Consider the following 14,728-nt stretch of genomic DNA (forward strand, 5'->3'; position numbering starts at 1 on the left):
ATGAACAAACCAGAAACGATAGAAGATTTTTATCAGAACAAATTCAGGTTCCTGCCTGATAACCTGCAAAATGGCATAGGTCATTTTAACGTTTTCAAACTGGAAGATTGTTTAAGGGATGATCACAAGCCGATGAGTTATAACCGCAGGGATTATTATAAAATCTGCCTTACGCGCGGCCATAATGTTTACCACTATGCAGACAGGAGTATTGAGATTAATGGCACAGCTTTAATCTTTTTTAATCCGCTTGTACCATATACCTGGGAACTGGGCAGCGGTAAACAAAATGAGGTGACAGGTTATTTTTGCATTTTTACAGAGGCTTTCTTCACCGAAAAGATTCGTGGGAACATTGGTGATTTACCGATGTTTACCCATGGAGGGAAACCCGCATATATTTTAAATGAACAACAGGACAGGTATATCGAAGCTATTTTTGCTAAAATGTTTGATGAAATTAATTCTGATTATATTTATAAATATGATCTGCTCCGCAATTACATTACTGAAATAACTCATTTTGCTTTAAAAACAGAGCCTTCCGAAAATTTATTCAAACATACGGATGCCAATGCCAGGATTACTTCTGTTTTTACGGAATTATTAGAGCGCCAGTTTCCCATCGAAACCACTACCCAAAGGTTTACCATGCGCTCGGCAAAAGATTACGCATCACAGCTTTCGGTACACGTAAACCATTTAAACCGTGCGATAAAAGAAACTACTGGCAAAACGACTACACATTACATTACAGAACGTTTGTTAAGCGAAGCTAAAGCATTACTGAAGCATACAGACTGGAATATTTCAGAAATAGGTTATTGCCTGGGATTTGAAGAACCTACCCATTTCAACAACTTTTTCAAAAAACTAACCAACCATACGCCAACTTCTTACCGAATTGTTTGAATTTCGTAATAATCAGTTTGATTAACGTAATAGCATAAATTCATCTGCGACGTAATTTTGTCTTAACAAAAAGGATAAAACTATGGGCATGAAAAAAGTTTGGTTTATTACCGGGGCTTCAAAGGGCTTAGGATTATGTTTAGTTCATCAACTATTAAAAGCTGGCCAATCCGTTGCGGCCACCTCAAGAAATATCAGTGAACTTAAAAAAGCAGTAAATAATGACACTGGAAAATTTCTTCCACTGGCCGTTAACCTGGCGGATGAAAAAAGTGTAGAAGAGGCTATACAGGCCACCATTGCAAAATTCGAAAGAATTGATGTGGTAATCAATAATGCAGGTTATGGCATTGGAGGTAGCATAGAAGAATTAAGTGATGCAGAAACGCGCAATAGTTTTGATGTAAACGTTTTCGGAACAATCAATGTCATCAGAAAAGCTTCACCTTATTTAAGGGCACAACATTCGGGGCATATCATCAACATTGCATCAATTGCAGGTATTGCAGGCGCAACAGGCTGGGCAATATATGCCGCAACAAAATCGGCAGTTATTGCATTATCGGAAGTATCGGCCGAAGACCTTAAAGAATTTGGCGTAAAAGTAACTGTGGTTGCACCTGGAGCATTCAGAACCAGTTTCCTAACTGCTGATTCCTTAATTTTGGCTAAAAATCCCATTGCCGAATATGAAGAAGTGCGGGCAATACACAGCAAATACCTAAAAATGGACGGTCAGCAGATCGGCGACCCTGAAAAGGCTGCAGCAGCTATGATCTCATTGGCTAGTATGCCTAATCCACCGGTACATTTACTATTAGGAAATGATGCTTTCCAAAGGGCAAACACTAAGGTTGAGGCTTTATCAAAAGAGTTTAAAGACTGGAAAGCCATCACAATTTCGACAGATTTCGACAACTAAATGATGAGCTAATAGCGAATTAGCATTCAAACGGTTGCAGTCCCGAAATATTTTGAGACTGCCTTCCAATCAATTCAATTCATCTAAAAATAATATTATGGAAAATCAAAAAGTATGGTTTGTAACAGGCGCATCAAAAGGTCTGGGATTAACATTAGTAAAAACATTATTAAACAACGGCATTAACGTGGCCGCAACTTCAAGAAATTTAAAGGATTTGACAAAAGCCGTGGGCGAACACGAAAACTTTTTGCCTTTGGCAGTTGATCTGATCGACGAAAGCAGTGTAGAGGCCGCAGTAAGTCAAACCATTAGCAAATTCGGCCAGCTGGATGTAGTGGTAAACAACGCTGGTTATGGCATGGTTGGCGCATTGGAAGAATTAAGCGACAAAGAATCGCGTGAAAATTTTGATGTAAACGTTTTCGGATCATTAAATGTGATCAGAAAAGTGCTTCCCCAATTAAGAAAACAACAATCTGGTCATATTTTCAATATTTCATCGATAGGTGGATTTTCGGGAAATTTCCCAGGCTTCGGAATCTACTGCGCCACCAAATTTGCAGTAGTTGGCTTTACCGAATCGTTGGCTGCAGAAGTAAAATCGATGGGCATAAAAGCAACAGTGGTAGAACCGGGTTATTTTAGAACTGAGTTCCTTACAGCAAGTTCATTAGCAGTGCCAGGTTCCCCTATCGATGCCTATAAAGAGGTACGTGACACCCAAGCTGCACACCAAAACGACATCAACAACCAACAGCCAGGTGATCCGGCTAAAGCAGTTGAAGTGATTATTGAGGCTTCGAAAAGCGAAAATCCGCCGCTTCATTTATTCCTAGGCCCAGACGCATATCAGATTGCGGATGCTAAAATTGCGGACGTACAAAGAGATATGGCCAATTGGAAGTATCTGGCGACTGCCACAAACTTTGAAGAGGTTGGTGCTTAATTATTATTTCATCAAGAACCGGCAGCTAGTCGGTTCTTGATAATTATGTTAAAGACTCGTTTCTAAATCTTTTCCATCTATCCATGAAGAATTGGATAACGACCATCATCATTAAATAAATACTCAAATTGATCAAATAAAAGACAGCAAGATTTACTTGTTCAATGCTCAAATATGTACTATAAGAAGTCGCGTCGTACCATTCCAAGAATCTGTTTATCAAAAAAAGTGGAATAATCGCTAGCAAGCCATTGAAAAGCCTGTACCATCGGGATTTTAATAAAAAATTGATCCAAAGTAATTGGCTTAATATCAGGTACCAGATCACATCGATCCATGAAATGACCCAACCAGGTCCAAAATAAAAATCTACATAGCCATATCTTTCATCAGCTTTAGCGGAGAAAATATTAAATAGGGCTAAACTTATTTTGACGATAAAATAAATACATGCCGCATACTTGATTACTAAACTAGGTGTGCGATCTAATTTTTGTATAGTTGGAGATACATGAAAAACACAATACCAGATGCTCCAAAACCCAAAGCCTATAAATTGCGCCTTAACAAAAAGTGACATCAGTAATTGGAACATACAGATAAATTTTAATGAACGATAAACTGTATTTATTTACTGTGTTGCCAGCAATAGCCGCTGCTTCCCCCACTCCTTTTACACCTTGTTCCTTTTTTTGTTAACGCTTTACATTGCCCTACATAAACAGATGCAGAAGTAGTATTTTTCTTAGGTGAAACATAAAATCTTTCAGGTTTAGTACTTCTTGAACTACATATACCGCAGGTACCACCACTATTGCAATATTTACAGTATGAACAACTTGAACATGCACCACAAGGATTTAGTCCATAGCAAGTAGCAACAGGTTCTTTTCTTAGATTTGTTTTTGGCGAAAAACTACCAAACAGCAATAAGCTACCCAATAGCAAGATGTAAATTGTTTTCAGAGATAATCAGATTAAAGAGCTAAGGATAAAATTTAGATTTGTAATTTAGCATTAAATATTGATAATCTTACCCTTCAAAATATCTCCTTCTAAACCATTGCGCCAAATTAACCAGCGCAATCAAAGCAGGTACCTCTACCAACGGACCAATAACACCGGCGAAAGCCTGTCCGGAATGAATACCAAATACACCAATGGCCACAGCAATTGCCAACTCGAAGTTGTTACCGGTAGCGGTAAAAGCAATAGCAGTACTTTTGCTATAATCTGCACCAAAATATTTGCCGGCAAAGAAACTGATCACAAACATTACCACGAAATAAATAACCAAAGGCAAGGCAATCCGCAGCACATCCATTGGGATCTGCACAATTAGTTCTCCTTTTAAACTGAACATTACCACTATGGTAAATAATAGTGCGATTAAAGTTATGGGAGAAATCATTGGGATAAAAATTGAGCGGAACCACTTTTCGCCTTTCCATTTAATCAGTATTTTTTGACTTAAAATACCCAACAAAGAAGGAATTCCAAGGTAAATCCCTACACTTTTCGCAATCTCTACAATAGAAATGGATACAGCCAAGCCTTTTAACCCGAATAACGGAGGTAAAACTGTAATAAAAAAATAGGCAAACAGGCTATAAAACAATACCTGAAAGATACTGTTCAGGGCGATTAAACCTGCAGCGTAGTCGCGATTACCATCGGCAAGATCATTCCAGACCACCACCATGGCAATGCATCGCGCCAAACCGATCATAATTAAGCCGACCATGTATTCAGGATAGTCATGTAAAAATGCAATGGCCAGGAAAAACATCAGCATTGGGCCGATTACCCAGTTTAAAACGAGCGATGTGCTTAATATTTTTACGTTTTTAAATACTTCACCTAAATTCTGGTATTTAACTTTTGCTAAGGGAGGGTACATCATCAGGATTAATCCGATGGCTAAAAGAATGTTGGTACTTCCAATGGAAAATGAATTGATTAATAGCGCAGACGAAGGAAATAAATAGCCCAGCGATACCCCTAAAAGCATCGATAAGAAAATCCAAATGGTTAAATAGCGGTCTAAAAAACTAAGCTTTTTTCGTTTAACTACAGGCGTACAATTGTTTGCTGACATGTTATTCTTTTAAATTTTCATTTACAAAATCCTCCATGTAAGCTTTAACCAAATCTCTCGTACTGCTGAATTGCGCCATGATTTCGCTTTCAGTACCTACCGCTTTAGCCGGATCGGGAAAATTATGGTGCAGTTTTATGGCCTGCGTTGGGAAATACGGACAACTTTCTTTCGCATGATCACATACGGTAATCACATAATCGAAAGGAACATCAAAGTATTCTTCGATATTATTCGAAGTCTGATCTGAAATATCGATCCCATCTTCCGCCATTATTTTAACCGCCCTGGGGTTTACGCCATGCACTTCAATACCTGCGCTGTAGATTTTAGCTTTATTTTGAGCAAAATATTTCAAATAACCTTCTGCAAGTTGACTACGGCAACTGTTTCCAGTGCAAAGCACCAATATATTTTTCATTGTTTTAAATCTAAATCTTAACAACAACCGCTGCCTGGTGTGCAACTATTTTGATCAGCAGCGAGGTTAACCAACTCAATTTTTCTTTTTTCAGGCTGAGCAGGCGCACAACATTCCTCACCCGTTGCAGTGGTACCACAACTTCCACCGCGGCTGATCGCCTTACATTGTGTAGCATCGGGTGTGAGGTTTATAATCAGATTGTCGCCATCAATCTTGAATTCAGCGGGATACATTTGCCTGGTATCAAATGCTGAATTGCCGAATTCAATTTTCACCATACCTTTGGGGTTTAGCGACATTTTACTTTCTACCAGTTCGATGATGGATAATGCTTTTTTAACCTGCATTGCCCTACCCTTTTCCTCTTCAGTAGGCTCCCATAACTGCACAATAATTTCTGTCCAGGCGTTCATTACGCCACCACAATCTACCGAGGTAATTGGCGCTTGTTTAATTTCAGTAATGTGGTAATTGGCATTTACCCATTGATCAGTAGCATATTGGAACTGCAGCAGCAATTCTGAATGTTGTAGAAGTTCAGCTTTGAAGCTGCTCCATTCTCTAGATAAAATATTAATCATAATATTGCAATTTAACGATTGATTTATATAAAATTTTTAACAGCAGTTTTGCTCGCCTTTATACGATGAGAAGAAATTACCCAACTGATTTTGAAGCAATTTCCACGTTTTAGGTTCAATACAATAACAAACGCTTACTCCTTCAATAGTTCCCTGGATAATACCGGCATTTTTAAGCTCTTTTAAATGTTGGGAAATGGTCGCCTGTGCTAAGCCCAATTCATCAACCAGATCACCACAAATACAGGTATTTGATTTCAGGATCCGCTGAAGAATGGCTATCCGCGCAGGATGTGCCATCGCTTTTAACAAAGCTGCCATTTGATTTTGTTCTTCGGTGAATATTTCTGTTTTGGTAAGTCCCATAATTTTACATCGCAATATTACGATAGATAGTTTAGATATCAAAATTTATTTTTAAACCTGTGCTAAATAGTTGCTGTAGTTTTTAGCCACGGAAAACACGGAAATTTGGTTGATAATGAACTTAGACTATGCCCACACTGACATATCCAAAAGAAAAATCATCATTTTACCGCTATTAATTACCCATGATAAAAGACCCTGAAACGAGTTCAGGGTGACGACTTCCTAAAAAGATCGTCATCTCGACCGGAACGCAGTGGAGTGGAGAGATCTATCTCGAGACAGATTTAGCTTCGCTAAGCCTTCGGGTTCTCGGCTAGGTCGCACTGCGCTCGAAGTGACGACATTCTGAAGATAAAAAAAACCGTCGACTAAAAATAGCCGACGGTTTAATTTGTACAGGGATGAGAAAATTATTTCTTGGGTTTTGCGCTCATGTAAAAAGTAAGTTTTCCACCATTGGTGATATCAGCATGCTTAATTTTATGATCGGTAATTTCCTTGCCGTTCAATAAAACTTTCTCTACATAAACATTTTTATCGCTTTGCTTAATAGCCTCAACTGTGAAAGTTTTGCCGTTCTCTAAATTGATTACCGCATGGTTTACCAAAGGACTACCTAACGAGTACACATCAGAACCTGGTGCTACCGGGTAAAACCCTAGTGAAGAGAACATGTACCAGGCACTCATTTGTCCGCAGTCGTCATTTCCACCTAAGCCATCGGCAGTAGGTTTGTATTGCATGTTTAAGATGTGGCGAATCTGAGCCTGAGTTTTCCATGGCTGGTCGGTCCAGTTGTAAAGGTAAGCGATATGGTGCGCAGGCTCATTACCATGCACATAGCCGCCAATAATACCTTCGCGGGTAATGTCTTCAGTATGCGCAAAAAACTCGTCAGGCAAATGCATCGTAAACAAAGTATCTAAACGTGTAGCGAATTTCTTTTTACCGCCCATCATTTCGATCAAAGTAGCTGGATCTTGTGGCACAAAGAAACTATAGTTCCAGCTATTACCTTCAATAAAACCTTGCCCTTCGGTATCTTTTGGATCAAATTGTTTTTTAAATGTTCCATCTGCCAATTTCGGACGCATAAAACCTGAAGCACTGTCATAGTTGTTTTTCCAGTTGTTAGCACGTTTGATAAACTCATCGTAAACATCCATCCTATTTAATTTTTTTGCCAATTGTGCAATCGACCAATCATCATAAGAATATTCTAAATTATTGGAAACCGAAATGCCCGATTTTTCTGCCGGGATATAACCTTTGTCCATATAATAGCCAATCCCTTCATAATCGCGATGTTTGGCTGTTGCTACACAAGCATCTAAAGCTTTGTTCGGATCTCCCGTATAAGTACCTTTTATAATCGCGTCAGAAATTACCGAAACACTATGGTAACCGCTCATACACCAATTATCGTTTGCATAATGCGACCAGATGGGTAACATGTGCAGGCTGCTCTGATCGTAATGTGCCAACATCGATTTCACCATATCATTACTACGGCCTGGCTGGGTAATATTAAAAAATGGATGTAAAGCCCGGTAGGTATCCCAAAGAGAGAAGGTGGTGTAATTGGTAAATCCATCTGCTTTATGCACGCCCTGATCTAAACCCTTATACTCTCCATTTATATCAGTATATGTTGTTGGGTTAATATAGGCATGATATAAGGCAGTATAAAAGTTTATTTTATTATCATCAGATGTGTTTACCTGAATTTTATTCAATTCTTTGTTCCAAGTGGCCTGTGCCTGTGCTTTTACTTTTTCAAAATCCCAGCCCGAAATTTCTGCACGCATATTCTGCAGGGCATTTTCCTGACTAACCGGAGATAAAGCAAATTTAATTTTGATTTTCTCCCCTTCCTGGGTATCAAAATCGAAGAACATTTTTAACTTCTTGCCTGCAATTTCAGGGAAGTTCTGCTCCTGGTTAAACTTTCCCCAAAAGCCCCTGTAAGCTTGTTTAGCATCATAGCTTTTGCGCCCGTAACTTTTAAAAGGTTTAGAAAAACTCATCGCAAAATAAACGGTTCTGGTCCTCGCCCATCCATTAGTCTGGCGATAACCGGTAACCAAAGTATCGTTAACTACACGAACGTATGTCCAAACGGTTTTTTCTTCATAATTGTAAATACCGGCCATCAAATCGAGGATAATATGGGATTGATCTGATTTAGGAAAAGTATACTGGTGCATGCCTACCCTGGTGGTTGAGGTTAATTCGGCGGTAATGTTATCATCATCTAACTTCACTTTGTAATAACCTGCCTCCGCAACCTCATTTGCATGAGAAAATGCAGACCGGTAACCACCTTTAGGATTTGATGCCGTACCAGGATTTAATTGCAGTTTTCCTTGTGTAGGCATAATGAGAAAATCGCCCAGATCAGAGTGACCGGTACCGCTAAAATGGGTATGACTAAACCCCGTGATGGTTTGATCTTCGTACTTGTACCCTGCACAATATTTATATACATCGCCATTGTATTTTCCGTTTACTTCGTAGGATAAAGTATCCGTTTCGGGGCTTAGCTGCACCGCGCCAAAGGGAACGGTTGCACCCGGATAAGTATGTCCCATTTTAGAAGTGCCGATAATGGGTTTAACATACTGCACTAAGTTCTGCTGTGCCGATGCCATCATGGCTGAAAGCAAAAGACAAGGCAGGATAACTTTTTTAATCATATTATTTAAAATTAGCTTGTTTTTGTTGAAAATTCTAAGGTATAAATTTATCTTTAAATATGCATAAAACACAACACTAAAACGTTTAAGCAAAACGAAAATTCATTTTAGACTCTTGAAGATACAATTTATTATATTTCAAACCTCGCAGGTTTTTAAAACCCGCGAGGTTTATGTTGCTTAGACTACAGGCGCTGTTCAATAAACCTGATAGAACGAAAAGCCCACAGCGCAGCGAGGACTTGAAGGGATAGCAGGACTGCAGACAGCCATTAACACATACCGCTCATTTTCAAAATAATATTAACTAACTAAGCCACCTGTGAGCATAACTAAGAGATAATTGCAAACTGTTTAGTCTCCGCTTTTTACAAGTAACTGACTTCCTTTAAATAATTTCAGCTAAATAAACCTTATTTTTGCAACCTTATATTTTTAAGATGAGTAAACACGGTAGAATTCTGGTAGCCATGAGTGGCGGGGTTGATAGTTCGGTAGCGGCTGTAATGTTGCATGAGCAGGGTTATGAGGTTATTGGATTAACCATGAAGACCTGGGATTATGCTACTTCTGGCGGTAGCAGTAAGGAAACTGGTTGTTGCTCACTGGATAGCATTAATGATGCCCGGACGCTTGCCGTAAATTATGGATTCCCCCATTATATTCTGGATATCAGGGATGAATTTGGCGATTATGTGATAGATAATTTTGTAGATGAATATCTTGCCGGAAGAACACCAAATCCTTGTGTTTTATGTAATACGCATATTAAATGGGAAGCACTTTTAAAACGTGCCAATAAACTGGATTGCGAATTTATTGCAACGGGGCATTATGCCAATATCCGCCAACAAGATAGCGGCCGTTATGTAATTTCTAAAGGTAAAGACGAAAATAAAGATCAATCTTATGTACTGTGGGGTGTTTCTCAAGAAAACCTTTCGCGCACTAAATTCCCATTGGGCAGTTTTGCGAAGTCTGAAATCAGACAGATGGCTTTGGATATGGGGCAGGAAGAACTGGCCAAAAAATCGGAAAGTTATGAAATCTGTTTTGTACCGGATAACGATTACAGGGCTTTCTTAAAACATAAAGTAGCCGATTTAGAAGACAGAGTGGCTGGCGGAAATTTTATTTTAAGTAATGGAATGGTCGTTGGACAACATAAAGGTTATCCTTTTTATACCATCGGTCAACGTAAAGGATTAGGTGTTGCCTTTGGTGAGCCTATGTTTGTAACGCAGATCCTACCAGAAAGCAATACAGTTGTTTTAGGCAAAGCTGATGAGCTTGAACGCCGTGAAGCTATGGTGCGTAATATTAATTTAATTAAATACGAAAGCATTGAGGAACCAATGAGTGATGTGATTACCAAAATCCGTTACAAAGATGCAGGTATGTTAAGCACAATTGTTCAGGAAAAAGATAAAATGCGCGTGGTATTCGATCATCATGTTTCAGCAATTGCTCCTGGCCAATCGGCTGTATTTTATGAAGGCAATGATTTATTGGGTGGAGGATTTTTGGTTTAGTCTGATCGTCTGCATAGACCCTGAAATAAATTACCTTCGGTGAGCTCGCTAGGGCTCGGTTCAGGGTGACGACATACCGATACAATCCGTCATGCTGAACTTGTTTCAGCATCTTTTGCAATTATACTACTCAATATACATTTGCTAATCTCATGACAGATCGATAATGAATAAAAAATTAAATCAAGGTAACATCCATTATTATTCACTTCCCTTAAAAACATTAATTGATGCGGTTTTCCATTGAATGTAACCTAAATTACCGCAAGTTTGGGCTACAAAGTTTTCTACATCTTCTGGCACATCATTAACAACACGCCACCTGATTTTATATTTTGGGTTATAACTGATGTAAACCACCAAATCATCACTACGTTGCCCAATTGCATGTAAATGTTGTAAATGAATATCCTGCAGATCTGCAGCAGCCACCTTTAGTCTTTCATTCATAATTCTACCTAATGAAAGATCTGGTTTAAAATCTGTTTCGAGTATGGCTAAAACGGTAACGGTCATAGAAAAAATAAATATATCAGCAAAAAAACCGAGAAAGATGTCTTTTGTTTAAAATCATTCATTATACATCGAATAAACTCGATGATAATTTTTTTATTCTGTTTCTCCAAAAGCAAATCTATACTAAAAAAATTAGTATCAAAATTTATTTTTATGTTTTTTTTAGTCAAGGTAAAAATTATAGAAATGCATGACATGAGCTAAAATGAGGTTGATAACTCATAAATTGTGCATAAATATCTTAAACATCTGATAGTTAGATCAGTTATCCATATAACAAAAGTTGAGCTTATGAAAAAGTGCATCTATGTAGTGGAAGACAATCCGAATATTAGAGAAATTATCGAATTTCTATTAATCGAAGAGCTTCACGAGGTAAAAGCCTGTCCAAACACAAAGGAGTTTTGGTTTCAAATGAGTAAACAGCTACCAGACATGGTCATTCTTGATATTATGTTACCTGATGGAAACGGCCTGGAAATCTGTAATGCATTGAAAGGAAATATTAAAACACATCATATTCCGGTAATGGTGATGTCGGCCAATAATCACCTGAGTGCAGTTAAGGCTAAATGCGATGCGGAAGATTTTATTAACAAACCATTCGACCTGAACGATTTTGCTTACAGGGTTGAAAAGTATCTGGCAGCCTAGTTTAGTACAGAGTCATTAGTCCATAGTCATTAGTCAAAAGTTTTCAGTAGAATGAAAATCTAATAATTAAACCAATAACAATGAACTAATGACTAATAAACTGCTTAAATGGCTATACTTTCGATTGCTTTATCTAAAGCCAGATCTTTCAAATCTGGAATGCTTACGCCTTCTGCACGGTATGCAGTGATATCGGTCATACCCATAAAACCAAGAACAGATCTTAGATAAGATTCTGTAAAATCATAAGGTTTCATCGGTCCTTCTGAATATACACCACCGGAAGAAATCGCCAGATATACTTTTTTGTTTTTCACCAAACCTTCAGGGCCTTTTTCTGAGTAGCTAAATGTTTGACCGGCACGTGCAATATGATCGATCCATGCTTTTAAAGTAGAAGGGATACCGAAATTATACAACGGCGCACCGATTACAATCACATCAGCATCTTTAAGTTCGGCAATGGCCTCATTTGAATGTTTTATTGCTTCCGTAAATTCTGCGGTATGATTTTCTTGCGGTGTAAAAAAAGAATTGATGTGTACCTCTTCCAAATGTGGAAATGGGGTATTGGTAAGGTCGTGAGTTGTTAATGTACTACCGGGATTTGCAGCCTGTAATTTTTCTACGATGGCATTTCCCAATTTAATACTGAAAGATGCCTTGCCTCTAGGGCTTGATATAAGATGTAATATTTTCATTTTTTGCCTTTTTATGTCTGGCAAAATTATGGATACAAAGTATCAAAAAGCTATTACTATACCAAAGGATAGTGCTATCCTTTAGTATAGCGGCTATTCTTTCATAACGAAAAAGAGAGTTACTATGATTTATTGAAAAGTCGTCATTCCCAACTTGATTTGGAATCGTAATACATTAAGGTATGATTTTATTTGCATTAAGATCCCCGCGTGCGCGAGAATGACGATTTATTTATAATTACACTACTTAACCGGCTCAATCACTGCTACAAATCCGCCGTCTTTTACCATATTGATGTCGATTGTTTCTCCTGCTTTGATTGGTTTTACGATACGTTTAAAATCCATCGCCTGAAAATCAGCATTAATGCCATCTTTGATCAGGGTGATCTGGTAGTTTGTATTTGGTTTCAAAAAACCAGCCTCAACTTTCAGGTCGTGTTTTTGATCGTTGCCCATAGCACCAATAAACCATTTTTCGCCTTTACGTTTTGCGGTAACGATATATTCGCCAACGCTGGCATCCAGAATTCTGGTTTCATCCCAGGTTACGGGAACGCTTGTAATGAACGATGTGGTTTCAGGCTCTCTTAAATAGTTAAAAGGATTATCGGCCAACATTTGAAAACCACTTTCAAAAACAATATACATAGCCAGCTGATGTGCCCTTGTACCAATGCTCATGGTATTTACCCAGCTGGGTTTATAATCTTGCTTATGTGCCGAACGCATAGCTCCCGGAGTGTAATCCATAGGCCCTACTGCATTACGCAAAAATGGAAGAAACAAATTGTTGTTTGGGGTAGCCAGACCGCCTCCAATGTTTTGCTCCATTCCGATAACCCCTTCATAAGAAAGTACGTTTGGATAAGCCACCTCTAAACCTGCAGGTTTAAATGCTCCATGGAAATCGACTAAAATATGGTGTTTGGCCGCTTCTTTGGCTACGCGTGTATAATAATTCACCATCCACTGGTCGCTCCTATCCATGAAATCAATTTTTACCCCTGCAATGCCCCATTTCTCCAGGGTTTCGAAAATATTAAAGTTATTCTCTACCGCTAGCCAGGTAAACCAAAGTACAATTTTTACATTTTTTTGTTTGCCATAAGCAATCAGTTCCTGCAGGTTGATAGTTGGATTTGGCTCGAAAGGATTTAAGGTGGTTTTTGCCCATCCTTCGTCCATAATGATGTAAGGAATACCAAATTTTGAAGCAAAATCAATGTAATATTTATAGGTATCCTGATTATAACCTGATTTAAAATCTACCCCATAAACATAGGCGTTGTGCCACCACTCCCAGGTCACCTGACCAGGTTTTATCCATTTCGTATCCTGCAACTGGTTAGGGGTACTCAGTTTATACACCATTTGGTTGGCTGCCAATTGGGTGTCTTTATCGCTAATGACCAAAAAGCGCCATGGAAAGGATCTTTTTCCGGTAGTTGCGGCAATATAATCGGCTTCTTTTAAAATCTTCTTGCTTCTGTCGCCATCTTCTCCAAAAGCCAAAGGCACTTTCGGAAAAACGGCATCAATACTTTTATCGTTTACTGCTTTTACAAATAAACACGGGTAATCGTAGAGATCAGCTTCTGATAATAGTGCTTTATATTTACCGGTATTGAATAAAATTGGCAGCACACTCATTTTATCCTTATTTACTTTTCCAAGTTCATCCTGACGGTACAGAATTTCGTAAGCGGTTTTAAAACTACCCGTTTCCAGATATGCGGCTTTTACATTATCATTAAAATTGAGGTGCACATCTTCACTGTTTATCCTGATTGAATCTTTTTTATTGGTAATGAAGCGATAAGCAATCCCATCGTTATAAGCCCTGAATTCGATACTGAAATCGCCTTTAAAATCGAGTTTCAACAGGTTATAATGGTTTACCACCGTACTGTTTTTAAGTGGAATTACCGGGTTAGAAATAGTATTGACTGTAGAAAGTGTCTTTTTGATCAGTTTTGCATGAGCACCCAGTTTAGCTTGATCCAGATTTAACTGAAGATATGAATCGGTTAAAAACGGATCGCCATTAAAAGTAACAGCATAACCGATCTTATCTTTAATATTTACCGATATTTTAATACGCTTATCGGGCGATAATAGTTCAATAGGTGCGCTAAATAGTTTCATTGTAAAACACAGCAAAAAAATAGATAGCAATAGGTATTTTTTCATATTTGATTAGTTTTTTACATCAAAAAGCTTAATAAATCGTTTTAGTTTAATAAAGTTAAACAAGTTTTTGATTTCGCAAGAGATTTCTTTGTGATACTAATAAATTTATAAGGAAAAGATTGAAAAACATCATATATGCAAAGAGCCGGCTTAATACATTAAACCAGCTCTTCTGTTTCCT

At 38.2% G+C, this 14,728-nt stretch carries 14 protein-coding genes; 5 read left to right on the top strand and 9 right to left on the bottom strand.

Annotation, left to right across the window (positions count from 1 at the left end):
- The 3 genes from OQX63_RS01380 to OQX63_RS01390 all read left to right on the top strand — a co-directional run bounded on the left by OQX63_RS01380 (nucleotide 1) and on the right by OQX63_RS01390 (nucleotide 2,783).
- Nucleotides 1-912 carry a helix-turn-helix domain-containing protein gene (locus OQX63_RS01380; protein ID WP_265849101.1) on the top strand — a complete coding sequence of 304 codons (912 nt, stop codon included), beginning with the start codon at nucleotides 1-3 and terminating at the stop codon, nucleotides 910-912.
- A gap of 88 nt (nucleotides 913-1,000) precedes the next feature.
- Nucleotides 1,001-1,834, top strand: a complete 834-nt coding sequence (locus OQX63_RS01385; RefSeq protein WP_322974200.1) for an SDR family NAD(P)-dependent oxidoreductase — start codon at nucleotides 1,001-1,003, stop codon at nucleotides 1,832-1,834.
- A 97-nt stretch (nucleotides 1,835-1,931) separates the two neighbouring features.
- Complete coding sequence (locus OQX63_RS01390; protein WP_265849103.1) at nucleotides 1,932-2,783, top strand: SDR family oxidoreductase; 852 nt, start codon at nucleotides 1,932-1,934, stop codon at nucleotides 2,781-2,783.
- Between the two features lie 627 nt (nucleotides 2,784-3,410).
- Here OQX63_RS01390 and OQX63_RS23445 read toward each other — a convergent pair.
- From OQX63_RS23445 to OQX63_RS01415, 6 genes are all read right to left on the bottom strand, one after another.
- Entirely contained in the window at nucleotides 3,411-3,731 is a 321-nt protein-coding gene (locus OQX63_RS23445) for a DUF5763 domain-containing protein (RefSeq protein WP_416276523.1), read from the bottom strand.
- Nucleotides 3,732-3,816: 85 nt separating this feature from the next.
- Nucleotides 3,817-4,881 carry an ACR3 family arsenite efflux transporter gene (gene arsB / locus OQX63_RS01395; protein WP_265849104.1) on the bottom strand — a complete coding sequence of 355 codons (1,065 nt, stop codon included), beginning with the start codon at nucleotides 4,879-4,881 and terminating at the stop codon, nucleotides 3,817-3,819.
- Nucleotide 4,882: 1 nt separating this feature from the next.
- On the bottom strand, nucleotides 4,883-5,302 hold the full coding sequence (locus OQX63_RS01400) for an arsenate reductase ArsC (protein ID WP_265849105.1): 420 nt from the start codon (nucleotides 5,300-5,302) through the stop codon (nucleotides 4,883-4,885).
- Between the two features lie 17 nt (nucleotides 5,303-5,319).
- Nucleotides 5,320-5,886 (bottom strand): DUF6428 family protein, encoded by a 567-nt coding sequence (locus OQX63_RS01405; RefSeq protein ID WP_265849106.1) that lies wholly within the window; start codon nucleotides 5,884-5,886, stop codon nucleotides 5,320-5,322.
- 36 nt (nucleotides 5,887-5,922) lie between these two features.
- Complete coding sequence (locus tag OQX63_RS01410; RefSeq protein ID WP_265849107.1) at nucleotides 5,923-6,252, bottom strand: ArsR/SmtB family transcription factor; 330 nt, start codon at nucleotides 6,250-6,252, stop codon at nucleotides 5,923-5,925.
- Between the two features lie 413 nt (nucleotides 6,253-6,665).
- A complete protein-coding gene (locus OQX63_RS01415) occupies nucleotides 6,666-8,951 on the bottom strand; it encodes a GH92 family glycosyl hydrolase (protein ID WP_265849108.1) in 2,286 nt (761 codons plus the stop codon).
- A 440-nt stretch (nucleotides 8,952-9,391) separates the two neighbouring features.
- Between OQX63_RS01415 and mnmA the strand changes: the two genes are divergently transcribed.
- Nucleotides 9,392-10,483: a tRNA 2-thiouridine(34) synthase MnmA gene (mnmA, locus tag OQX63_RS01420; protein ID WP_265849109.1), complete on the top strand. Its 1,092-nt coding sequence runs from the start codon at nucleotides 9,392-9,394 to the stop codon at nucleotides 10,481-10,483.
- A 201-nt stretch (nucleotides 10,484-10,684) separates the two neighbouring features.
- Here mnmA and OQX63_RS01425 read toward each other — a convergent pair whose 3' ends face one another.
- Nucleotides 10,685-10,999 carry a hypothetical protein gene (locus tag OQX63_RS01425; RefSeq protein WP_265849110.1) on the bottom strand — a complete coding sequence of 105 codons (315 nt, stop codon included), beginning with the start codon at nucleotides 10,997-10,999 and terminating at the stop codon, nucleotides 10,685-10,687.
- Between the two features lie 291 nt (nucleotides 11,000-11,290).
- On the opposite strand from OQX63_RS01425, the gene OQX63_RS01430 reads away from it, so the two are divergent.
- Nucleotides 11,291-11,653, top strand: coding sequence for a response regulator transcription factor (locus tag OQX63_RS01430; protein ID WP_265849111.1), 363 nt, complete (start codon nucleotides 11,291-11,293; stop codon nucleotides 11,651-11,653).
- A gap of 104 nt (nucleotides 11,654-11,757) precedes the next feature.
- On the opposite strand, the gene OQX63_RS01435 is transcribed toward OQX63_RS01430, so the two are convergent.
- Together OQX63_RS01435 and OQX63_RS01440 are read right to left on the bottom strand one after the other, a co-directional pair.
- Complete coding sequence (locus OQX63_RS01435; RefSeq protein ID WP_265849112.1) at nucleotides 11,758-12,354, bottom strand: FMN-dependent NADH-azoreductase; 597 nt, start codon at nucleotides 12,352-12,354, stop codon at nucleotides 11,758-11,760.
- Between the two features lie 243 nt (nucleotides 12,355-12,597).
- Nucleotides 12,598-14,502: a glycoside hydrolase family 97 protein gene (locus tag OQX63_RS01440; protein WP_265849113.1), complete on the bottom strand. Its 1,905-nt coding sequence runs from the start codon at nucleotides 14,500-14,502 to the stop codon at nucleotides 12,598-12,600.
- Nucleotides 14,503-14,728 lie beyond the last annotated feature (226 nt).

The organism is Pedobacter sp. PF22-3 (assembly GCF_026239555.1).
Lineage (GTDB): Bacteria > Bacteroidota > Bacteroidia > Sphingobacteriales > Sphingobacteriaceae > Pedobacter.